At 50.9% G+C, this 21,550-nt stretch carries 20 protein-coding genes; 9 read left to right on the top strand and 11 right to left on the bottom strand.

Annotated elements, in window-relative coordinates; translation table 11 throughout:
• Nucleotides 1-39 precede the first annotated feature (39 nt).
• Nucleotides 40-567 carry a gamma carbonic anhydrase family protein gene (locus tag G006_RS0105245; RefSeq protein ID WP_020482120.1) on the bottom strand — a complete coding sequence of 176 codons (528 nt, stop codon included), beginning with the start codon at nucleotides 565-567 and terminating at the stop codon, nucleotides 40-42.
• Nucleotides 568-647: 80 nt separating this feature from the next.
• Here G006_RS0105245 and G006_RS0105240 point away from each other — a divergent pair, with 80 nt between their 5' ends.
• Nucleotides 648-1,658: an SPFH domain-containing protein gene (locus G006_RS0105240; RefSeq protein ID WP_020482119.1), complete on the top strand. Its 1,011-nt coding sequence runs from the start codon at nucleotides 648-650 to the stop codon at nucleotides 1,656-1,658.
• Nucleotide 1,659: 1 nt separating this feature from the next.
• Nucleotides 1,660-2,331: a TFIIB-type zinc ribbon-containing protein gene (locus G006_RS0105235; protein WP_020482118.1), complete on the top strand. Its 672-nt coding sequence runs from the start codon at nucleotides 1,660-1,662 to the stop codon at nucleotides 2,329-2,331.
• On the opposite strand, the gene G006_RS25010 is transcribed toward G006_RS0105235, so the two are convergent.
• The 6 genes from G006_RS25010 to G006_RS0105205 form a co-directional block, all read right to left on the bottom strand.
• Nucleotides 2,315-2,923: a chorismate--pyruvate lyase family protein gene (locus tag G006_RS25010; RefSeq protein ID WP_020482117.1), complete on the bottom strand. Its 609-nt coding sequence runs from the start codon at nucleotides 2,921-2,923 to the stop codon at nucleotides 2,315-2,317. The genes G006_RS0105235 and G006_RS25010 overlap by 17 nt on opposite strands.
• Nucleotides 2,924-2,926: 3 nt before the next feature.
• On the bottom strand, nucleotides 2,927-5,014 hold the full coding sequence (recG, locus tag G006_RS0105225) for an ATP-dependent DNA helicase RecG (protein ID WP_020482116.1): 2,088 nt from the start codon (nucleotides 5,012-5,014) through the stop codon (nucleotides 2,927-2,929).
• A gap of 42 nt (nucleotides 5,015-5,056) precedes the next feature.
• Complete coding sequence (locus G006_RS0105220; protein WP_020482115.1) at nucleotides 5,057-5,452, bottom strand: RidA family protein; 396 nt, start codon at nucleotides 5,450-5,452, stop codon at nucleotides 5,057-5,059.
• A 1-nt stretch (nucleotide 5,453) separates the two neighbouring features.
• The gene (locus G006_RS0105215) at nucleotides 5,454-7,637 is read right to left on the bottom strand and encodes a RelA/SpoT family protein (protein WP_020482114.1); all 2,184 of its coding nucleotides are present in this window, start codon (nucleotides 7,635-7,637) and stop codon (nucleotides 5,454-5,456) included.
• Between the two features lie 5 nt (nucleotides 7,638-7,642).
• Nucleotides 7,643-7,882, bottom strand: coding sequence for a DNA-directed RNA polymerase subunit omega (gene rpoZ / locus G006_RS0105210; protein ID WP_020482113.1), 240 nt, complete (start codon nucleotides 7,880-7,882; stop codon nucleotides 7,643-7,645).
• Nucleotides 7,883-8,357: 475 nt separating this feature from the next.
• Nucleotides 8,358-9,809 (bottom strand): M48 family metalloprotease, encoded by a 1,452-nt coding sequence (locus tag G006_RS0105205; RefSeq protein WP_026146858.1) that lies wholly within the window; start codon nucleotides 9,807-9,809, stop codon nucleotides 8,358-8,360.
• 127 nt (nucleotides 9,810-9,936) lie between these two features.
• Between G006_RS0105205 and tusD the strand changes: the two genes are divergently transcribed.
• The 7 genes from tusD (at nucleotide 9,937) to G006_RS0105170 (ending at nucleotide 14,790) form a co-directional block, all read left to right on the top strand.
• Nucleotides 9,937-10,326, top strand: coding sequence for a sulfurtransferase complex subunit TusD (gene tusD / locus G006_RS0105200; protein ID WP_020482110.1), 390 nt, complete (start codon nucleotides 9,937-9,939; stop codon nucleotides 10,324-10,326).
• Nucleotides 10,327-10,333: 7 nt separating this feature from the next.
• A complete protein-coding gene (gene tusC / locus G006_RS0105195) occupies nucleotides 10,334-10,690 on the top strand; it encodes a sulfurtransferase complex subunit TusC (RefSeq protein WP_020482109.1) in 357 nt (118 codons plus the stop codon).
• A 90-nt stretch (nucleotides 10,691-10,780) separates the two neighbouring features.
• The gene (locus tag G006_RS0105190) at nucleotides 10,781-11,365 is read left to right on the top strand and encodes a PilZ domain-containing protein (RefSeq protein ID WP_020482108.1); all 585 of its coding nucleotides are present in this window, start codon (nucleotides 10,781-10,783) and stop codon (nucleotides 11,363-11,365) included.
• A 41-nt stretch (nucleotides 11,366-11,406) separates the two neighbouring features.
• Nucleotides 11,407-12,396: a bifunctional biotin--[acetyl-CoA-carboxylase] ligase/biotin operon repressor BirA gene (gene birA, locus G006_RS0105185; protein WP_026146857.1), complete on the top strand. Its 990-nt coding sequence runs from the start codon at nucleotides 11,407-11,409 to the stop codon at nucleotides 12,394-12,396.
• Entirely contained in the window at nucleotides 12,393-13,133 is a 741-nt protein-coding gene (locus tag G006_RS0105180; protein WP_020482106.1) for a type III pantothenate kinase, read from the top strand. The genes birA and G006_RS0105180 overlap by 4 nt, the downstream gene beginning before the upstream one ends.
• Nucleotides 13,130-13,885, top strand: coding sequence for a hypothetical protein (locus G006_RS0105175; protein WP_020482105.1), 756 nt, complete (start codon nucleotides 13,130-13,132; stop codon nucleotides 13,883-13,885). Before G006_RS0105180 ends, G006_RS0105175 begins: the two co-directional genes overlap by 4 nt.
• Nucleotides 13,886-14,277: 392 nt before the next feature.
• Entirely contained in the window at nucleotides 14,278-14,790 is a 513-nt protein-coding gene (locus G006_RS0105170) for a hypothetical protein (RefSeq protein WP_020482104.1), read from the top strand.
• A 178-nt stretch (nucleotides 14,791-14,968) separates the two neighbouring features.
• Here the strand turns inward: G006_RS0105170 and G006_RS0105165 are convergent, their stop codons facing one another.
• The 4 genes from G006_RS0105165 to G006_RS0105150 form a co-directional block, all read right to left on the bottom strand.
• Nucleotides 14,969-15,607, bottom strand: coding sequence for a hypothetical protein (locus G006_RS0105165; RefSeq protein ID WP_020482103.1), 639 nt, complete (start codon nucleotides 15,605-15,607; stop codon nucleotides 14,969-14,971).
• 238 nt (nucleotides 15,608-15,845) lie between these two features.
• Complete coding sequence (locus G006_RS25005) at nucleotides 15,846-17,996, bottom strand: hypothetical protein (protein ID WP_020482102.1); 2,151 nt, start codon at nucleotides 17,994-17,996, stop codon at nucleotides 15,846-15,848.
• Between the two features lie 688 nt (nucleotides 17,997-18,684).
• Nucleotides 18,685-20,214 carry a tetratricopeptide repeat-containing sulfotransferase family protein gene (locus tag G006_RS0105155; RefSeq protein ID WP_152428806.1) on the bottom strand — a complete coding sequence of 510 codons (1,530 nt, stop codon included), beginning with the start codon at nucleotides 20,212-20,214 and terminating at the stop codon, nucleotides 18,685-18,687.
• A gap of 233 nt (nucleotides 20,215-20,447) precedes the next feature.
• Entirely contained in the window at nucleotides 20,448-21,446 is a 999-nt protein-coding gene (locus G006_RS0105150) for a hypothetical protein (RefSeq protein ID WP_020482100.1), read from the bottom strand.
• Nucleotides 21,447-21,550 lie beyond the last annotated feature (104 nt).

Here is a 21,550-nt window from a genome sequence, read left to right as displayed (position 1 = left end):
AACACCGATACAGTCTATGTAGTTTGAAATTCACGCTGATTAGACTAAATAGTCGTTTTTCAACTTCACGTAATGTTTGGCGGAATATTCCAGAAAATTTTTTTCCTCGTCGGTAAGTGCCCGCATCTGCTTGGCCGGAGCACCAACATATAAATAACCGCCTTCCAACTTCTTGCCGGGCGGCACCAGCGCTCCCGCACCCAACATCACATAATCCCCCAATTCGGCATCGTCCATAACGATAGCGCCTATGCCAATAAGGCAATAATTACCTATCGTACAGGCGTGCACCACGGCACGATGACCGATGGTTACGCCTTTACCAATTGTTAACGGATGGCCTTGTGGAGAATAGTCGCCGGCGTGGGAGACGTGCAATACCGCGCCGTCCTGAACGTTAGTACCGTCGCCGATGCTGACGGCTTCCACATCGCCGCGTATCACCGTGGTTGGCCACACCGATACATCGTCGCCAATTGTCACATCGCCTATCACGACCGCCGCTTCGTCTATGTACACGTTTTTGCCGATGTCAGGCTGTTTACCTTTATATGTTCTGATTGCCACCGCAACTCCAGTTTTTTGCCATACTTAAACCGCGATGTTACGCAATTAATCAATTCTTCTCCAGTCCAGCGAGGGTAGTAATGGCATTTATAGACGGTATCAAACGGCAGCTGCGTTCGGTTATCGAGTGGGAAAATCCCGACCCCGATCTGTTGTTGGCGCAATGGACTGAAAACGGCGACGAAATCAAAAATGCCTCCAAATTGATCGTCGGTCCGGGACAGGGCTGTATTTTTGTGTATCAGGGCCAGGTTAAGGCAATTATCGAAGAACAGTGCATGATCAACCTAGAGACCGATAACGTGCCGTTCTGGACCACGATCAAGAAATTCATGCAGTTTTTCGAGAGTGAACATAAGGTGGGGATTTATTTCTTCCGCAAAACCAAGATTCTCGATCAGAAGTGGGGCACTACCTCACCGATTAAATATCAGGACCCTAAATATCATTTTCCTGTCGCTCTAAAAGCTTACGGCAACTATAGCTATCAGATAGCCGACCCAGGCGATTTCTTCGTCAATATCGTTGGCAGCCATAACCAAATGCGCGTAGACGATTTCCGCAATATTCTCTCGGCGCGAATCATCAACCCGATTTCCGATTATCTGGCGGAATGTCAGCATAGCTTTGCAGACATTGACGCCAACCGTGACGAAATAGCTCGGGGCATAGCCATTAAACTGGCCATCGTGTTTCGTAAGCTGGGTTTTAGCATTAGCGATTTTCGCATCGAAGGTACCGATTTCGATGAAGATACCTTGCGCCGCATCAATCGGATTGCCGATCTGACCGCTGAAGCGCAAGCCGCGCAAGCGGTGGGTCTGGATTATGCGAAGGTGCAACAGCTGGATGCCTTACGCGACGCAGCTCGCAACGAAGGTGGTGGCGCCGGTCTTGGCATGGGGATGGGGGCCGGCATCGGCTTGGGACAAGGCATGGCGCAATCGCTGGGTGCAACGACTAATCAGGCTGCTGCCGATAGTAATCAAACCGTCGCCAAGCTGACCGAGCTGAAACAGTTGTTTGAGGCGCAGCTGATTAACGAAGCCGAATACGCCGCCAAGAAACAACAAATATTGGATAAGTTTTAGCATGGCCAACTGCACCAGCTGTTCCGCACCCTTACCAGCCAACACGCAATATTGCAGTTATTGCGGGGTCCGCAACGATATTGATTTGCAAGGCAAGCACGACTACCAAGTGATCGATTCCACCAGCGAGCGCGTGTGCCCAGAGTGCGCACAAGGCCTGCAAACTATCAGTCTGGATGCCGCTGGTGCCTTGCATATTGAGCGGTGCGCCAACTGCTATGGCTTATTTTTCGATCCCGGTGAAATAGAAACCTTGCTGGATAGCGCGGTAGCGCCGGTTGTTACCGTTAATTTAGAACTGCTGAGCAACATCAACCAAGACCGGTATCCGAAAAATGCTACGGTAAAATATCTGAAATGCCCGGTGTGCCAGGTGTTAATGAATCGGGTGATCTACGGCTATCGCAGCGGCGTGATTATCGACCAATGCAGAAGCCATGGCATCTGGCTGGACGGCGGGCAAATCAGCCACCTGTTGGAGTGGAAAAAAGCCGGCGGCCAGATTTTGAATCAGCAAAAAATCGCTGTCAAACAAGAAAAAGCCAGTGCCGAGCAATTCAAAAATGCTTTTCGGAAAGACTATTCCAGGCCGCAACAAAATTACGGCGAACAAAGCGTGGATGGCGATTTAGTGGCGTCGGTAGCCGAAGTGATATTCAAGATTTTTGAATAAACGGCTTAACGGTTTCCGGCGGGTGTTCAACTGCCGGCGTCAGCACCGCAGGTAAAAAAAACTCTGCCACCAGCAACGGTTGCCGATGGATTGCGTAGACAGTTCGGCGTCCCCAGATAGCATCATCAACACCAACCGCCGTTTGCAGACCTGGCGACCAAATACCTCTATCGGCCCGGCTAAATTGTCGCTGGCGGCGCTCCAAATCAGGATAAGCGAAAATCACTTCACCCAAGGGCCTGGTGCCGAGATGGGATAAATTGCGATGGGCGATTTCGATGGTGGGTTCCGGCAGGATGGTGCGGGCCAGCACCAAGGGCTCGTCATCGGCGTGCAACAGCACTTCGCGGATCAATTGGTAGCGGCAGGGCGGCAAGCCCAATAGGCGGCATTCGTCTATGAAAGCCGGTTTCCAGCGGTGGAACAGTACTTTTACGCCGAAGCGGTTGCCGTGTATGCCGCGCAGACGTTTGGTCAGCGAGCCGGTTTCATTAAGCCAGGATTGCAAATTGTCCGGCAGTTGCCGTTGGCTGCTCTGTTCGTGGCTTTTCCAGATGGGCGGACGGCTGAATAGAAAACTTTTGTCGGGCAAGCGTTAAACCTCGGCGTAATGGCGGCTATGGCCGATCCAGCGTTGGATCAGCGGTTGAATGGCGTTGGGGTGTTGGCGATGGATCAATTGCACGGCGGCCGGGATCAGTTCCAGCAAGTCGCAGTCCCGGCTCAAGTCAGCGATTTTGAACTGAATCTGCCCGGTTTGGCGAGTGCCCATGACTTCGCCGGGGCCGCGCAGTTCCAAGTCTTTTTCGGCGATGACGAAGCCGTCGTTGCTTTCTTTCAGAATAGCCAGTCGTTGCTTGCCGGCTTGCGAGAGCGGTGACTGGTATAACAGCAGACAATAGCTGTCTTGATTGCCGCGGCCAACCCGACCACGTAATTGGTGCAATTGCGACAAGCCCAAACGCTCCGGGTTTTCAATGATCATCAGGCCGGCGTTGGGCACGTCCACTCCGACTTCAATCACGGTGGTGGCGACCAATAAATCGCAATCGCGATTTTTAAAAGCTTGCATCACCGCGTCTTTTTCCGCGGCTTTCATCCGGCCATGGACCAGTCCGACGCGCACATTCGGCAAGGCTTGGCATAGATAGGCGGCGGTTTTTTCGGCAGCTTCGCATTGCAGAACTTCCGATTCTTCGATCAAGGTGCAAACCCAATAGGCTTGGCGTTGCTGCGAAACCCAATGCTCGATGCGGCCGATGACCTCTTCCCGGCGTTCCGAGGAAATCACGCTGGTGGCGATGGGTTTACGGCCGGGAGGCAACTCGTCGATGATGGATATGTCCAGGTCGGAATATTGCAGCATCGCCAGGGTGCGCGGAATGGGCGTGGCGGTCATGATCAACTGGTGGGGTCTTAAGCCGCCATGTTGGCCTTTTTCGCGCAGGGCCAAGCGTTGATGGACGCCGAAGCGGTGTTGTTCGTCGATGACGATCAAACCCAGTTTATGAAAATGCACGCTGTCTTGAAATAGCGCATGTGTGCCAATCACGATGTTAGCCGAACCGTCGGTTAGCGCTTCCAAAGTGGCTTGCCGGGATTTGCCTTTTAATTGGCCGGTCAGAAACAGCACTTGATAGCCGGTCTCGGCGAACCATAGGTTGAAGTTACGAAAGTGTTGTTCGGCCAACAATTCGGTAGGTGCCATGATCGCGACTTGATAACCCGAGTTTAGCGCCAGCAAACTTGCCAGAGCCGCCACTACGGTTTTGCCGGAACCGACATCGCCTTGCACGAGGCGCAGCATCGGTTGTGCTTGGCGGCAATCGCTTTCGATTTCGGTGCAAACCCGCTGTTGTGCTGCGGTCAGTTGAAACGGCAAGCCTTGCAGAAATGCCTGATTCGCAGCCTGGTTTATTTCGAAAACCGGCGACTGCCAGCTTTTATAAGCCAATTTGCCTTGCAGTAGCGCCAGATGGTGGGCTAAAAATTCCTCAAAAACCAGGCGTTTTAAGGCGGGCAGGGAGCCGCCGCTGATGATCTCCGCCGATAACTGCGGTGGCGGATTGTGTAGAGTTTGCAGCGCGTCGTTCAGCGTAGGGTAGCCATACTCGGCCAACAAATTGGCCGGTAGCCAGTCCGTGATCGCGTTGTCGCTTGCCAAACATAGTGCTAATGCCTGTTTGATGGCTTTACGCAATGCGGATTGGGAAATACCTTCGGTCAGCGGGTAAACCGGTGTCAACGTGGTTTCCAGGAGTTGCTCGGCAGCAGAAACGATTTTGTATTCCGGATGCACCATTTCTAGGCCGTTGTAACCGTAACGGATTTCACCGAAACAGCCGAGCAGGGTGCCGGGTTTAAGTTGTTGGCTTTGTTGGACGGTGAAGTGAAAAAACCGGATCGACAAATTGCCGCTGTCGTCGGCAATGCGGCAAATCACGCTGGGCCGGCCACGCTGGATACTGTCGGTAAATTCGACCGTACCGCAGACTAAGGTGGTCATGCCCGGTAACAAGTGAGATATGGGCACGATGCGGCTGCGATCCTGATAGCGCAAGGGCAGGTGGAACAATAGGTCTTGGACAGTACTAATACCCAGTTTTTCCAGGCGGGCGGCGGATTGAGAACCGATGCCTGTCAGCGTGGTGACCGGCTGGTTATGCGGTTCCGGATGATTCATGAATACACAAATGAGGCCAGTTAAAGCGCCCCGTTGGCTTTATCAGTAGTATTCGTTGCGCAATACCATCACGCCGTCCATTTCCACGCCGACGCCTTTGGGTAATGCCGCAACGCCAATCGCGGCGCGAGCGGGGTAGGGTTGGCTGAAGTATTCGGCCATGATTTCGTTGACGATAGGAAAATTGCTTAAATCGGTCAGAAACACATTCAGTTTGACGATGTCGTTGAAATCGCCGCCGGCAGCCTCGGCTACAGCTTTCAGGTTATCGAATACTCGGCGGATATGCACGGCGATGTCGCCGTCGACGACTTGCATGGTTTCCGGGTCAAGCGGGATTTGCCCCGATAAATAAACCGTCTCGCCGACTTTGACGGCTTGCGAATAGGTGCCGATGGCTTGCGGGGCCAATGGCGTCGAGATGATTTCCTTGTTCATGCTATGCCTTGATGCGGGTAATTTTTAAAACGATGGAGAGTTTTTTCAGCTTGCGGATGATATTGGCCAGATGCACGCGATCCTTCACGGCTAAGGTCAGCAAATCCACCGAGACCCGATCATCCTGGCTGACCACGGTAATATTTTCGATATTGGAATCCATGCTGGAGATGGTCGAGGCGATGGTGGCCAGCGAACCGCGTTGGTTTAACAATTCGATGCGAATTTCGGCGGGGAATTCGCCGCTGGCTTCCGGGCTCCATTCCACATCCAGCCAGGTAGTCTGTTTTTTTCTGACTTCGTTGCTGTTGCGGCATTCGTGATGATGGACGACGATGCCTTTGCCGGGGTTGAAGAAGCCGATAATCGAGTCGCCGGGAATTGGCCGGCAGCATTTGGCAAGGCTCACTACGATGCCTTCGGTGCCTTTGATGATTAAAGGGGTTTTATGCGTCGATTCGTTGTCGTCGAGTTTGACTGCCGCGTTAACGTCGGTTTGGCTGATTCGTTTGGCCACCAGGAAAGGCATGCGATTACCCAGGCCGATGTCTTCCAGCAACTCGTTCATCGAGTGTTTTTTCAATACCTGCAATACCTGGATGATACGGGTGTTATCGACATTTTCCAGTTGAATGCCCAGGCTTTGCAATTCTTTTTCCAGCAGGCGGCGGCCCAGATTGATCGCTTCCTGCTGGTTGAAGTTTTTCAAATAGGCGCGGATGCAGCTGCGGGCCTTGGCTGTGGTGACGTAGTTCAGCCAAAGGGGATTCGGTCTGGCCCAAGTGGCGGTAATGACTTCCACCGTCATACCGTTTTCCAGCTTGGTTTGCAGCGGCACCAGTTTCTTGTCGATGCGCGCGGAAATACAGGCGTTGCCGACATCGGTATGTACCAGATAAGCAAAATCGACAATAGTCGCGCCGCGCGGCAGCTTGATGATTTTGCCTTTGGGGGTAAACACGAAAACTTCTTGCGGGAACAGATCGACTTTTAGGTTATCGATGAATTCCAGCGAATCGCCGGCGGATTTTTGAATCTCCAGCAAATCGCGCAGCCATTCGTTGGCGCGGGCCTGGATGGTTTCGCTTTTATCGTTGTCGGATTTGTATAGCCAATGTGCGGCAATCCCCGATTCCGAAAGACGGTGCATTTCGTGGGTGCGAATCTGAATTTCGATAGGCACGCCGTAAGGGCCAATCAATATCGTGTGCAGCGACTGATAGCCGTTGGCTTTGGGCAAGGCTATGTAGTCCTTGAAGCGGCCGGGAACGGGTTTATACAAATTGTGTACGCAGCCTAAAGCCCGGTAACAGTCGTCGACCTGATGGCAATAAATGCGGAAAGCGTAGACATCAAAAACGTCGGTAAAGGAAATCCGTTTACTGAGCATTTTTTGATAAATGCTGGCGATGTTTTTTTCTCGGCCCGCTACTGCGCCGTCCAAGTTGGATTCGTTTAGACGATTTTGGATGGCATTCTGGATGGTGTCGATGATTTCCTTGCGGTTACCGCGCGATTTTTTCACGGCATTATTGATAGCCGTATAGCGGTTGGGATAGAGCGCTTTAAAGCCCAACGATTCCAGCTGATGCCGCACGTCGTTCATGCCCAGCCGATTGGCGATGGGGGCGTAAATTTCCAGCGTTTCCTTGGCAATGCGGCGTTTTTTATCGACCGGCATATTGCCCATGGTTTGCATATTGTGCAAACGGTCGGCGAGTTTAACCACGATTACCCGTAGGTCTTGCGCCATGGCCAGAAACATTTTTCTGACGTTTTCCGCTTGCGCTTCGGCACGGGAGCGGCTGTCAATTTTGGACAGTTTGGTCACGCCATCAACCAATTCGGCCACTTCGACGCCAAACTGCTCGCCAAGTTGTTCCTTGCTGATTGGGGTGTCTTCGATCACATCGTGCAGAATGGCCGCCATGATGCCATGGTGATCCATGTGCATGCTGGCCAACGTGATCGCTACGGATACCGGATGGCAGATATAGGCTTCACCGCTTCTGCGGAATTGCCCGGAATGAGCGGCCGCACCGAAATGGTAGGCGCGGATCACATCGTTGATTTGTTCTTGGTCGAGATAGCTGCGCAGGATCTCGCAGAGCTGGTGAAGAAGTTTTTCTTCAGGATGCTCGATAGCAGGTAGCGCTGGTGCGGGTTTGACAGCTATCTCGGGCATGGGCGTTAGATTTCCAGATGGGTTTCCGAAACGTATCCCGCGCGATGCAAACGATCGATATTTTCTTCGTTAACAAAGCCAGCGGCAATTTCACGAAGTGCCAGGACAGTGTCTTTGTCTTTGCCTCGCGGAATGAATTCATCGGCGCCTTTTTCCAACTGTCGTGCTCTTTTGCTGGCGAGTAACACCAATTTGAAACGGTTTTCAACATTTTCCAAACAATCTTCAACGGTAACGCGTGCCATGATTAAACCTTATCTGAGTTTGCGGGGGAGCTTTGCCCGGTAGACTGTAACAGTATCGAGCGGACAAGGTTGAATTATAAGATAAATGACGCACTTAGGCCAATCGAGGCTGCAAGCGGCTAGGAGGGGAGTGTAAAACGATAGGCAATAAAAAGCCCGCTATACGCGGGCCCGTCCTGTTTGTTGTAATTATTATTGTTATAGTGTTGGACGCCTGCCTTAGGGCAGTTTAGTCAAGCAATTACTATTTTATAGTTATTATTATCAGCCGTTTTACAGGCTGTTTCCCTCCCCCCTCAAAGATACAACCCGTTAAGGTTGAACGCACTCCGTATTCAAGGTGGGCGAAGTGTATTTTAAAAAAAACCGGGTGTCCAACAAAAAAAACAGTTTTATTTCGGGAAATGGTTTCGCCACGAAATTAATTTTCTTAAACAGAAACTTAGCTTGTATCAGGCTTTTCTAATGTTTTGTTTTAGCGTTCCATTCGGCGCGATTCTTCCTCGCTGAGAAAGAAATTTAGCCGTTCGTTGAGGATGGCCTGTAGTTGAAAGCTGAGATCGTTCTGTTGTTTTGCCAATCTGATTTGCATGATTGCCGCTTCGGTTTCGCCGCTGGCGTAATAGTACTCGGCCATGTAGCGATGCGATTCACCAGGCTGTTTGAGGTCTGCGAAAATCTGCGCGAGTAATTCGTAATAATACGGCTGGTCTTTCTCGCCGTCCGACAAGCTTTGTAACACTTGTTTTGCGCGTTGCGGTTGAGCTTTCTTGACCAGGCTGCGGGTATATTGGATTTTCAGCGCGTCGTTGCTGGGGAAGGTATTAATCGCTTTTTCAAATAATTTGCCGGCTTTTTCGTAGTCGTGCGCATCCATGGCCGTGCGGGCCAGCGCCGATATATATTGCGGTTGCCGTGGATATTGCTCGGTGAGTTTTTGAAAAATTTCGCTGGCGGCGGCGTATTGTTGATTTTCCAAATACACCAAACCCATGCCGTAGCGGGCCACAGCTCTTTGCTCCGGCGTGCCTTGCATTTCGAGCGTAGTGAAATGCTGTAGCGGAGTGCGTTTGTCCTGCGCGGATAGTACGGCAAGCTTGGCTTTGGTCAACAAATACGCTAATGAGTCCGGATATTGTCGGTACGGATAGATTTCAGCTCTGCCGCGGGTGTCGGCGACGCGGTTCTCGGATACCGGATGCGTTCTTAAAAATTCAGGTACGCCTTTGCCGTAATAACGGGTGGATTGCTGCAAGCGTTCGAAAAAAGTCGGCATGCTGCGCGGGTCGTAATTGGCGCCTGCCAGGGTTTGCATGCCCACCCGGTCGGCTTCTTTTTCGTGGTCGCGGGTAAAGTCGATTTGAAACTGAATATTGCCGGCTTGGATGGCCATTAAAGCCGCTTGACCCATGTTGGGTGACTGGGTGCCGATTAAAATGGCCGCCAACGTGGCCGCGACTGTTGGAATCGACATTTTGCTGGCTTTTTCGATTGATCTATACAAGTGGCGTTGCGTGACGTGAGCGATCTCGTGAGCCATTACCGACGCCAGTTCGCTTTCCGCTTCGGTCAACAAAATCAAGCCCGAGTTGACCCCAATGTAACCGCCCGGGCCGGCAAAAGCGTTGATGTTGGGGTCCATCACGACAAAAAAGTGGAAGGGATTGGACGGTGTATCGCTATGGGATGCTAATTGCCGGCCGATATTCTGGATATATTGTTGGATTTCCACATCCTGATTAATCTCGGTTTGTTGATGTAAATTACGAAAAAATGCTTCGCCGAATTCCTTTTCCTGTGCGGGTGAAATGATGGCGCCGGCAGAATCGCCCATTTCGGGCAGTTGGATTTTTTCGATGTCCAAGGCTCTTGGCGACGAACAGAACAGGATCAGGCCAAGGCTGAAAATAAGAGGCTTAAGTGTCATGGAAGCTCGGACTGGAAGCAATAAATTTGGTTCAATGGCAAAACAATGCACGGCAAAAACGGGCAGTTTGAGTGTGCTCGTATTAAAATACGCCGAATATTGAGTTTAACGATTATTTTACAGCGCGATGAGATATGCCGTACAAGTTAATGCCAGTCCTTACGCCACCAATGTCGGCCTAAATGCCTATCGGTTTATTCAAGCCGCGTTGGCGGCCGAGCACCAAATTCTGCGAGTATTTTTTTACAAGGAAGGCATCTATCATGCGTTTCGTTACGCCAATCCTCCGGAGGACGAATTCTCGATTACCCGACATTGGTCGGCTTTGGCTGAGCAGCATGGTGTGGATTTAGTGGTATGCATCTCTGCGGCGCAGCGCCGGGGGTTATTGTGTCGCGATGAAGCGACGCGCCAAGGTAAGCAGGATGACGATACGGCGCCAGGGTTTCGGATAGCCGGCTTGGGGCAATGGCTGGAAGCGACTTTGCTGGCTGACCGCAGTATTGTCTTCGGCTAACTGTGGAATGAAACGCTACCTATTTATTATGCGCCGCTCGCCTTACAGCGGTGCTCATCTGCAAGAGACCTTAGACGCGATTTTGACTGCGGCCGCTTTTGATCAGCACGTCGCATTACTTTTTGTCGACGATGCCGTTTGGCAATTGAAAAATCAGCAGCAACCTGCTGGATTAGATTTAAAGGATACCTCGGCAATTTTCCAGGCCTTGCAAATTTACGACGTTAACGATTTGTACGTAGAAGAAGAATCTTTGCAGCTGGCCGGACTAACATCCACGGATTTGATCTTGCCTGCCGTCCGTCTGCCGCGCGCAGAAGTTAGCGGCTTGATGCGTAGTTACGACCTTACTATTTCCGATTGACGCTGCGGAATTAAACAGTTAAAGCCGCTTAAGCTAAAATTCTTTATTCGTAATATTACCCCACTTAAGTAGACCGAGGACGAGCACACCATGGCGGATGAAATTGAAGAAAAAAGGCGTTATTTTCGAGTCAACGACACGATAAATCTGCTGCATAAAGTCATCGACAAAAAAAATGTCGACGCCTTGAGTCATGTTTCTAATGATGTATTGGGCAATTGTTCATTGACGTCCGCTTTGGACGTATTGGCGCAGGAAGCGCGCATGTTGTCGCCGCGCCTGGAAAGACGTGATCCGGAAATGTTCGAATATCTGAAGATCATCGACACCAAAATCAACCTTATCGCACAGGCGATTAGCGCACAGAGCGAGGAATTTTCCGAACACGATACCCGCGAAGTAAGTCTCAGCGCGACTGGCTTGGCTTTTAGCAATGAAACGCCGATAGAAGTCGGCGAACTACTGGAACTGCGGATGCTGCTGACCTCGTGTATGGCGGTGATCGTGGCCTACGCGAATGTCGTCCAGTGCAAGGATATTGCCGAAGAGAGTCCGGAACGGCCGTTTTCTATCTGTGTCGAGTATGTCAATCTCACCGAAGACGATAGAGAGCTATTGATAAAGCATGTCGTCAAAAAACAATTGCAACAATTGCGTGATAAAAACGAGTTCTAGCTGCGTAGTGCATTTTTACAGAGCGTTCGGCAGGTTGGCGATTGATCTCTCCTAAACTCAAACAGTTGTTACATGTCCTGGCGGATGGTCAATTCCACTCCGGGACCGAATTGGCGGGCTTGCTGGGCGCTAGTCGTTCGGCTGTATGGAAACACTTAAGTGCGTTGTCCGAATTCGGTATCGAGTTACTAGCGGTTTCGGGTAAAGGTTACCGCTTGCAACACCCTTTACAGTTGTTGGATGAGCAGCAGATCGATCAGCACTTGGATGGACATGCAAAATCATTGTTGGGTGAGCTGGAAATTCACGATCAGATTCACTCTACCAACACGCATTTATTGGAAAAGGCGCGGCAGGGCGCTGGCATCGGCTCGGTCTGTCTGGCCGAACGGCAAACCGCCGGGAAAGGGCGGCGCAGCAGGTATTGGGTTTCGCCGTTTGGTCACAATATTTACCTATCGATTTTGTGGCGCTTCCAGGGTGGGCCGGCTGCGATCAGCGGGTTGAGTCTGGCGGTCGGAGTAGCGGTAATCCGCGCGTTGCGAGGTTTCGGCATTGTTGATGTGGGGTTGAAATGGCCGAACGATATTTATTGGCGCCAACGTAAATTGGCGGGGATTTTAATTGAAGTCTCAGGAGAAACTAACGGGCCGTGCCACGCGGTGATAGGTTTGGGTTTAAATGTGTATTTGCCGGCCCATGAAGGACAAGCTATCGAGCAGGATTGGGTCGATTTGCACGCCATTTTGGCCGAGTCGTTTCATGGTAAACGCAATCGGTTGGTGGGCGAGTTATTAAATCAGTTGTTACCCGTGCTGGCAGAGTACGAGACCCGTGCGCTGGAGCATTATCTCGACGAATGGCGTGGCTACGATGCCATGCAAGGCAAACAGGTCGATATTTTTATGCACGAGCAGAGCTTTAGCGGCGTGGTGGCGGGCATTGATGATCAAGGCCTGTTGTTGCTGGAACTCGCGGACGGCCAAACCCGTGTGTTTGCGTCCGGCGAAGTCAGTTTCCGGCGGTTATGATTTTACTGGTCGATATTGGCAACTCGCGTCTGAAATGGACCCTGGCAGAGGCCGGTCGGCTTCAGCCGACTCAGTTCATGGATTATCGGCAGCCGGATTTCTCTGAAGGCTTGCGTGAATATTGGCTGAATATCCCAGCACCCAAGCAAATAGCTATTGCGTCGGTATCGGAAAATTCTTTGATCTTGTTGCTGGTCGAAATGGCGCGGTCAATATGGCCAGGTCTTGAAGTAATCATTCCGCAGTCTTCGCAAACCGCTTTTAACGTCAAAAATGCATATGCTCGCCCGGAGAAGTTGGGTGTGGACCGCTGGTTGGGATTGCAGGCGGCACATCGTTATTATCCCGGGGATACGTGTGTCGTCGATTGTGGCACCGCTATCACAATAGATTTCATCGAGAGCGATGGCAGGCATCTGGGTGGTTTAATTAGTCCGGGGTTGTTGCTGATGAAAAAATCCTTGGCAGACAATACCGCCGCGCTACCGTTTAGCGAAGATCAGGCAGATACAAGTTTGGCGGTTGTCACGTCGGCGGCTATCAATAACGGTACTTTGTTAGCTGCGACTGGCTTGGTAGAGGCTGCCTTGGCGCGTCAGCCCAAAGCGTATCAGTTGGTATTGAGCGGCGGCGATGGGGAGACCTTAGCTCGACACCTGGCCGTTCCAAGCATTGTAGACGGCGATTTGGTCTTTAAAGGCTTGCTCAATTATTGCCGAAATGAAAACGTCTCATGAAAGCGCTGTTTTTTTTGTTATGTCTGCTGAATGTGTTGTTTTTTTTCTGGAAGCTACATTTTGGTGCGCTGACGCCATCGCTCGAGCCAGTCAGCCATATTCCGGCCTTGCTAACGGTCAGCGAAAGACAATCGGCTAGGCGTGGAGCACAAATTTCTGCTTATCTGGACAACGCCGCCGCTGAAATACAAGCTAAGCAAGCGAAGGATATTTTGCAGCGCTTGAATCCGCCCCAAGCTGTTTTGATCCTCAAAACAAGCCCCCATACACCTAAGCCAACTGTTTCCGAAAGGCGGAAAGCCGAGATCCATCAGTGCTACGAGGCTGGGCCGTTCAGCGATCAGGAAGCGTTGCGGCGCTGGGCTAATACCGAGCGTTTAACTGCGTTCAAAGCGGTAAACAAGTCGAGCATTGTGGCGTCGGACTTCCAGGTTTATTACCCGGCTGGAAAAGATGCCGAGCAAACCCGTATCAATAAAATGATGTTAAAGGCCAAAGGATTTAACGATATCTGGCCGGTAACCGATGGTGATATCAAAGGGGCAATATCGCTCGGCGTGTTCAATGAGCGGCAGCGCGCAACGCTATTTAAAAATCAATTGGCCGAGCAAGGCGTAAAAGCGGAAATAAGGCAGCGCAATAAACTCCGGGATGAATTGTTTATTCGCTTCTTCGGGGTACAGGGCGCAATTTTCAAGAACGTTGGCTACTCACGTGTGGCCGATTTAGACTGTGGAAATGCGTTGAAATAAGCGCCCGACGCTGACCGCATTTGCTACAGATGCTTTGACGGTCGTTGCGCCGGATGAAACAAATTTAGCTTCATCCGGCTTTTTTATGTCCGAAAAATTACCTTGTCTCAGTTCCAGACGCGTAACGCACCGATTTGGTGACTTTTTTACGCAAAAGGCAAAAATCACTCGTAACGTGTCGGTAATATTTACACTTTGCGATTGTTGTGGATATAACTTATTGAAAAAAAACGTTTTTAATTATGGCATTATATTTGCATTAACCTGTTTGGGTGGGTGTTTGTATATATCCACCCCCCTTCTTAGTTGGCATTGAGGAACAATTTCAACTACGGAGTAAGGTGGTCAAAAGGATGACCAATTGTTAACGTTAATTTAAATGGGGAATATCCATGAAAACGCTTTTATCTTTAAAACTTTGGCTTGCTGTTTGCCTATTTGCAGTTTCGACTGTAAGTTCGGCAGGCATCATTTGGGAATCTACTGACGGCGATAGCAATTTTATCTCCTTCGGTTCTAGTTCATTCCCATTTACTTCAAGTGACACCTTCGGTATCTTTTCTGCTACCGCTGATCTGGCTATTGATGCACCTGTTTACACTTTTAACGGTGTAGGCACATTTGCCTCTGCTAGCCCGTTTAAATTGGGTCTGTGGACAGCAAGCGGTTGGGTTAGCGAAGTCGGTAACTATGAATTGGGTGCTCCTAATACGTTCTTGTTGACCTTTGTAAAACCAGGCGTGGTCACCAGCAACTTGAGCTTTCTGTTTGGATTCGATCTGAAAGCCGCTGCTAATCAAAATCCTGTCACTAGCGTACCTCTCCCCGCATCGGTATGGTTTATGACAAGCGCTTTGATGGGCTTCCTGTATACCGGTCGTCGTAAAACGGCCGTTCAAGCTTAAAATTTTTGGGCTTTTTAAACCGGATGGAGTCGTGCTCCATCCGGTTTTTTTATGTCTGTTGAAAATCTCCAAGTTTATACCTCTAAATTCTCGCGATGGCGGGAGCTTTTAATTTGCCTGGCGCATCATTGTAGCCGATTGGCTTCCGCCTTCCCGGGAGCGACGTTTAACAGGCAAATCAACAACGGTCTTTCTTCACTGCTTTTCTGCTCAAGAACACGCCGACAGCGCTACCGAATAACCAAATTGGTGCAGGCAGCGGAACTGGCTGAACAGAGCCGGACACGGGCTTGAACGACACTAATCTCAACAAATCGCCATTTAGAAAATCGTTGTTCGCCGCCAAGGTAAAGTAACCGGAGCTGGTTGGTGCGGAGGAGCCGGCTTTGGCGTAAAGGTTAAACTCACCCGCGCCGCCGTCCCATCTGGCGCTTGTTCCCCAACCGCCACCTTGCGTCCACTGGCCCATCAATTGTTGGCTAAAGTCCAGTGTTTCGCCTGCGCTATCCCAGGTGGCAAAATCGAAATCCATCATCTGAAATGTGCCGTTTCCTAGGCCTCCCGTGGCGTTGGAAACGGTCAATGTGAAAGCCTTGATCACATCATTGTTGCTGAAATCAAGAAAAGTCGAGCCTGGATTGGGAATGAATTGGTCATCCAAGCTGATAAGGCCTTGCGCTGTGGCGGCGTTTCCGAATGCTAAGCCGCTGTAATCGAGGCTAAAAGTAAGTATTGCGGCGTGAGCGTTACCGGCCGCGCATAACGGGATAAGTGCGGTCAGGCTGTTTCTAACTAATTTTTTGAGCTGCTTATTCATCGTTGTTCTGGTTTATATTGAAAAGGAGACCACTCCGGCCCGGCGGGCGTAGCAGTTGCCGGGCGAGTGGGTTTTGCTAAGTCAGTCTTTAAATTCCCTGGTGTCGCCATTCCCGTAAAAACTGGAATCCAGTTCCTCAACTAGGCTTCGGCGTTCGCAGGGTAGACTTTATTTAAAGGTTAGGTGAATAGCTTGCCGAAATGCCGGGACTGGGACATGTCAGTCCCGGCAACAGAAGTTAACCGCCGCTGACTATCATGGCTCGCGCCTGGTTCTTCAGATTTATCGCGTTTTGCATGAGTGTCGAGCGGTTTGGATAAAACTTATTCGTTGCTTGTGTTTCGTAATAAAGCGCTTGCTGCAATTTGTCCAACGCATCCGGATAGGGATTGATGACAGCTTCCTTGAGCACGTCGATAGCGTCCTGAGTATCGGCAATCGCCAGTTTCAAGGTTTTGACGCTTTGATCGCCGCTCAACGCCATCGCTTTTTGGTCCAAAAGATTAGAGCTGCGGATGTTTTCCAGCACGTTGATGGAGCGCAGGAATAAAGCGACGGCAATAACTTGCGACGAATCCAGTTTGCCTTGGCGGTTGGCTTTACTCGAGGTGAATGCGCCCGGCGAACTGTTAAATGCATCGGAACTGTAAAACGCCACAGTCTCTTCCAGTGTGGTCACACTGTTATTGTGGAAGAACGGCGCGGTATCGGCAGCTTCGATGAGTGATGGGGTGTTGAAGCGATTCAAACCATGGTGACCTGCGGGGCGCGTGGTGGTGCCGGCCGGTGCGACACTGCCGTCGCTGTAACAGGTTTCGTTAAAGTTCGGACCACAATCGGTTTGTAGTGTTTGTCCGAAACCGCCATCGTATGCCAGATTAGGATCGGCCAAATGATGCAACTGGTCGCGCATGCGCTCTACGCCGGTGTCGCGCGTTGGATTGGCATTGGTGGTGGAGCTGATGCCGCCGGCGTTGGAGTGGCAGCCATTGCAGTTGCCGGTGGTGCCGAATAACACCGTACCGTCGGCAAGTTTCGGATTGTTTTTAGTGTTGAACAATAACAAGCCGTTTTGCACCAGCGGCGACTTGAAATACATATTGGCAAGATTGATTTCTTCGCTGCGGCCCAGGGACAGCATATAAGCTTCCAACGCATCCAGCTCGGCTTCGGTAGGCATTCTAAAGTCGATGTTTTCAGCGCGAATCAGGGTTTTCGGTAAGTGCTGTTTGATGGCGCCCTTAGCGAAATCTCGCAGCGACCCGCCGTCGGGTGCGCCGTCTCCCGACCAACCGATAGCATGCGTGTGTGTACCGGATTGCTGTGCTTCGGGGTCGTGAGCGTTGAAATAATCCGTATCCTGAGTGAATTCGCCGTTGCCGTAGCCTGGGTTGATGGTTTTTTCAAAGGTTAAGGTGTTGGCTATACCCAGCAGATGCGACGAGCTACGCAGTACCGGTGGTCTATCGAAGCCATCGACATTGGCCACGAATAAGCCAAACTGTCTGAGCAGCGCAGGTTTTTCCAGATCGGCCAATACCGGATTGGTTTCGGCTACAAACAGCGGATCGGTTTTCGGCAGCTTGGCGATGTAACTTGGATCGATGGTATGGTTGTTGTCCGGCCTGTGGCAGGTGGCGCAGGTACGACCGTTGCCGTTAAAGGTTTGTTCGGTAAACAGCTGTTGCCCGGTGGCGATCAGTTGTGTCAGTTGTTCTGGAGAGGTGGCAGCCGAGGCAGTCACAGCTGCTTGCGCGGTTTTGGGTAATAAAAATTCGAACGCCGCTTGTGCGGGACGGGCGTTCTCTTCTGTCGTTACGGAGCCTACCGTTGCCGCCGGCCAATAGCGCTCGGTGTAATATAGCCGTTGCAGTAAGCTTGGCGAGCCGAATAACAGGCCGCCGGTTTGCGGTGTCTCTCCGGCCTTGGCAATCGCGACGGCATCCATCGTAAAGCCGGTGAAGCGGTCGCGGTCCAGTTGGGTTGTCAGTAAGTGTTTATCTTCATGGGCTGACAATGGGCCAATTTTGACCGCTTTGTCGTTTAGGTTATTGCCGGATTTGTGATTATCCAGCAGCCAAACATCGTATTCTTCTTGATTGGATAAGCCGCTGACCGCCACTCTTAATTGGCCATTCACCAGATTCAATGCCGCTTCACCATTGGCAGCGGTAAATTGCCTGGATTGCGCTCGCGAAAAACCCAAGCCGACACGCAATACCTCTAAGTTTCCTTGTTGTTCGTGTGCGGTTTTCCAGCGCTCGTAGACTTTACTTAAAGCATCGACATTGCCGTGGCCGGTAAAAGCGGTTTCCGGTTTGGGGGTCAGAGCATAGCCCAAGGCGATTGCGGCGACAAAAGCCAAAGGAATTTTTAATTGTTTTTTCATGCTTATAATCCTGGGTTGAGCTAAATAAGGCTGATGCGGCGGACAACGACGGGATTTGATAGAAAGCACGGTTCCGGATGTTTCTGATCATGGTAACCAATTAAATTGTGTTCCAGCGCGGCATCCCCCAGGCAAAAGCAATAGCTATGCCTGATTGTGTTTTATAGTTAGCCGATAGAAAAAATCCATATAAATCAATGATAAGAATTTGTTGAGTTCTGGTTTTATCAGCCGTGAACAAGCATGAGCGGGTCGCTAGATGATTTTTTCGATATGTCAAACTTCTAGCTTTCGGATAAATGGGTCATATGCCTTATATCTGTGTTATATGACACAGTCATTTAGATTGTCGACGCTGAAAGAACTTTAAGCTTTCGCTAAACAGTATGTTTTAGAGGCTTTTGACAGGAAATATTTTTTTGTATTGCAAATTCCAGCATGATTTCTCCGGTTTTTAGGTGTGGACTCCTCCGGTAGGCGCGTTTTGGCTAATTAGCGTGTCGGAAAATGGGTTATTTACCTTAAATTACAGATGCTGGAAGTTCTGCGGTCGGGCTGAGTGGCTTGCGGTGCAACTGTGTTCAGATGGAGTGGATCGGCAGTTCCCGATTTATGGCTGGAAAATTAATCGCTTTGAGTAGGCCGGGGTTTCGGGACATGAATCCCGTTTCCCAGCCCTTAATTTAAGCTAGTTTTCGTAGCCAAACTCGTTTATGAATGGTTGCAGCTCAGGCAGGATGGTGGTGTATTCCGCTCGATAATGCTGCCAACGGCCAACTGATGATGAATATAAAGGTTGCGCGACCTGGCTAAAACTGGGGCTGGCGATGTACTTGCCGCCTGCTTTTTTATGGAATTCGGCGACCGCCGGATCCCACTCCAAACCAATAAAATCAAACACCTTTCGGAATGCCGGTTCGAAATCAAATACCGCGTCTTCGTACCGGAACTCGATAAAACGCATCGTTAATTTCGGTCTGATAGTCAGCCACCAGTCCATGACTTGCGCATAAAACCGGGCAGTACTTTCCCAGCTTAGTAATTGCACCGTTGATGGCGTCGGCAACATGGTTTGCATGAAGCAGCTCAAGCAAACGTCGCGCGGATCGCGCAGCAAAAATACCAGTTTGGCGTCCGGAAAAATGCAGTTGATCAAGCCCAGATCGATGGTGTTCATCGTCGTCTTATCCAGCAATAATCGGGTGCCGATCTTATCGCCGTACAAGGCGCGGGCTCGGTGCCAGTAAAACGCACGTAAGTGTTGTACGCCTGCTAAATCGAGTTTGCGTAGTTGCTCGGTGACGTGACCTTGTCCATTCGACATTCGCTTAAGTTCCTTCGCCATCGAAATAACCAGATCGGTTTCGTCCGCGACAAAAATTTCCGGATGGGCGGCCAGCACTTCCTGGGTTAGGGTAGTGCCGGTACGCATAAAGCCCAGCAGAAAAACCGGCGCGGGTTGATCGGCTGGAAACTCGGTATGGGTCCAGCGTCCCAGTAGTTCGCTATCAAATTCCGTCTTATGTGTTTCCAGCATTTTTGGAACTAAACTGGCGTCTTGGCGTTTTACTTCCGGCAGGAGCGGCGCCTGTTCGGCGGCTGCATGCAAATGCGGGAAAACCTGATCATATTGTCCAAGTTTGTCCAGAATCCGAGCCAGCTCTTTATTGGCTCGGAACCTTTCTTCGGTGGTCAATAAGGCGTTTTGCAATACCTTTTCCAAACGTTGTTTGGCTTCTTGGTTCAGGCCATCGGCAGCTTCCAGAGTGGCGAGTAAAATCGACAGTACTGCGCTGTTCGGCGCCAATTTCAATGCCTGTCTACCGGCTGCGAGGGCGGGTTTTTTCTGATTTAGACGAGAGTAGGTCAAGGCCAGCAATTGATAGCCGCGCAATTGCCCCGGATTAATTTGCACGGCTTGTTTGCATAGCTCCAGCGCACCGGGAAAGTCATTCCAATACTGCAATTGGTCGACCATATCCAGGGCCAAACCGATGTCGCGGCTTTTCCGGGCTTTTTTTAAAAGCAGTTGCCCCGACTGATGAAGGTGTGCCAAACCTTCATCGCGCTTCCCTAGCCAGCATAGCGATTGTCCCAGGCAAGCCTTGATTTGCGGATCTTTAGGGCTATCCTCGGCCGCCTTACTAAACCATGCCACGGCTTCGCTGAAGTTCTTCTGTTGGACGGCGGCTTGGCCGAGTTGCATGAATGGGGTCATGATGAGTATGGTTTGCTAATTCAAGCTTCAAAAAAGGTTTGTGAGATGGCGTTCGGTGAATACCTCCCATTTGTTTTTGATATTTTACTTTAGGGGCGGGAGCGTGTGTCATTCAGGCGTAAGAGCCAAGGAAAAATGATTCTGACGACTTTGTTATGTCATGATTTTTGCGCAGATACCTGCTCGGCCGAGCATGGGCCGAACAGGTTGATAGCGTCTAATGGCTTTTAGTGTTATGCCAGCGAGCGTTTACGACGTTGCAGGCCTATAAAACCGGTCAAAGCGCTACCAAATAACCATACCGCACCCGGCACGGGAACGGCCGCAATTGTCAGCTGATAGTCGTTGCGGGTTTCTATCCAGTCGCCTGCTTGAAAGCCGCCCAACATGATGGTGTATATTTTGCCGGCCTCGGCGGTGAATGTAGCACTATTTCCTACAACATCATCCAGTATCAGAGCGGTGAGTCCACTGCCGCCAAATGGATTGGGGTCGGTAATTTGGCTGTCATTATTGCCTACGGCTTGCGCGCTGGCTGGGTCTATCGAATGCCAGGTGCCGTGGTGAGAATAGTTGGTGGTTCCGGTATTTTTGCCTTCAAACACCGTAAAGCCATAATCGGGCGTTTCGTTAAGGGAGCCGTTACCCAGCAGGCTGGAAATCGAAAGAGTGACAGTCTGAGTGACGTTGGACTTAAACAAGCCGATGTCGGTGTCGTGTTTCCAGCCCTCGGCTGCGCCGTCGTGCCATGCGCCTTGTGCAGTATCAATGTCGGCGTAGTTGAACGTCGTGCCGTCTGCAAGGACGGTGCCCCCGTAACGGGTGTTGGAATCCAGTCTGGATACTACCGCAGTTTCGCCCGCACCGATGACCGCCGTCCAGTTTAATGTCTGTGTGCCTGAATAATTGAAGTTCGCATCGGTACGTGCATCGTTACCAACCCAGGGCACGGCCGCATTGCCTGCGCCCCCGGAGGTGACTTTTGTTGGGTTGTTGCTGGTAGTTGGACCATTGCCGCAGGTGCTGCCGGCCGCACCGCACGCATTGGTGCCGGTTCTCATCCAGCCATCCGTTCCATTGCCGCCAGACACCAATGCTTTGGGGGCGGAACGGTCATGGTTGAACGCGTTATAAGAGACAGTGGCCGCGGCGGCGTCTGAGCTGGAAACAGCGGAGATGGCGATGCCGGTCATAGCAAAAGCAACGGCCTGAGATAACTTGGTTTTTAGCATGTAATTCCTCGCAATAAAATATGTTTGCCGACTGGAAAGGGGGGAGGGCGCCGGCCTTAGGTATATTTAGAAGCATGTGTGGCGGCGCTGAAGCTGTTGTAAGA

Source organism: Methylomonas sp. MK1 (assembly GCF_000365425.1).
Lineage (GTDB): Bacteria > Pseudomonadota > Gammaproteobacteria > Methylococcales > Methylomonadaceae > Methylomonas.
The sequence above is the reverse complement of the archived record's forward strand: the minus strand, read 5'-3'. Positions and strand labels throughout refer to the sequence as shown.

What these genes read in the sequence shown, in the direction of transcription:
- G006_RS0105190 (WP_020482108.1), top strand. Translation starts at nt 10,781, where the DNA reads ATGGCGGATGAAATTGAAGAAAAAAGGCGTTATTTTCGAGTCAACGAC.
- tusD (WP_020482110.1), top strand. Translation starts at nt 9,937, where the DNA reads ATGAGATATGCCGTACAAGTTAATGCCAGTCCTTACGCCACCAATGTC.
- rpoZ (WP_020482113.1), bottom strand. Translation starts at nt 7,882, where the DNA reads ATGGCACGCGTTACCGTTGAAGATTGTTTGGAAAATGTTGAAAACCGT.
- G006_RS0105240 (WP_020482119.1), top strand. Translation starts at nt 648, where the DNA reads ATGGCATTTATAGACGGTATCAAACGGCAGCTGCGTTCGGTTATCGAG.
- G006_RS0105215 (WP_020482114.1), bottom strand. Translation starts at nt 7,637, where the DNA reads ATGCCCGAGATAGCTGTCAAACCCGCACCAGCGCTACCTGCTATCGAG.
- tusC (WP_020482109.1), top strand. Translation starts at nt 10,334, where the DNA reads ATGAAACGCTACCTATTTATTATGCGCCGCTCGCCTTACAGCGGTGCT.
- G006_RS0105220 (WP_020482115.1), bottom strand. Translation starts at nt 5,452, where the DNA reads ATGAACAAGGAAATCATCTCGACGCCATTGGCCCCGCAAGCCATCGGC.
- G006_RS0105165 (WP_020482103.1), bottom strand. Translation starts at nt 15,607, where the DNA reads ATGAATAAGCAGCTCAAAAAATTAGTTAGAAACAGCCTGACCGCACTT.
- G006_RS0105205 (WP_026146858.1), bottom strand. Translation starts at nt 9,809, where the DNA reads ATGACACTTAAGCCTCTTATTTTCAGCCTTGGCCTGATCCTGTTCTGT.
- G006_RS0105150 (WP_020482100.1), bottom strand. Translation starts at nt 21,446, where the DNA reads ATGCTAAAAACCAAGTTATCTCAGGCCGTTGCTTTTGCTATGACCGGC.
- G006_RS0105155 (WP_152428806.1), bottom strand. Translation starts at nt 20,214, where the DNA reads ATGACCCCATTCATGCAACTCGGCCAAGCCGCCGTCCAACAGAAGAAC.
- G006_RS0105180 (WP_020482106.1), top strand. Translation starts at nt 12,393, where the DNA reads ATGATTTTACTGGTCGATATTGGCAACTCGCGTCTGAAATGGACCCTG.
- G006_RS0105170 (WP_020482104.1), top strand. Translation starts at nt 14,278, where the DNA reads ATGAAAACGCTTTTATCTTTAAAACTTTGGCTTGCTGTTTGCCTATTT.
- G006_RS0105175 (WP_020482105.1), top strand. Translation starts at nt 13,130, where the DNA reads ATGAAAGCGCTGTTTTTTTTGTTATGTCTGCTGAATGTGTTGTTTTTT.
- G006_RS25005 (WP_020482102.1), bottom strand. Translation starts at nt 17,996, where the DNA reads ATGAAAAAACAATTAAAAATTCCTTTGGCTTTTGTCGCCGCAATCGCC.
- G006_RS0105235 (WP_020482118.1), top strand. Translation starts at nt 1,660, where the DNA reads ATGGCCAACTGCACCAGCTGTTCCGCACCCTTACCAGCCAACACGCAA.
- recG (WP_020482116.1), bottom strand. Translation starts at nt 5,014, where the DNA reads ATGAATCATCCGGAACCGCATAACCAGCCGGTCACCACGCTGACAGGC.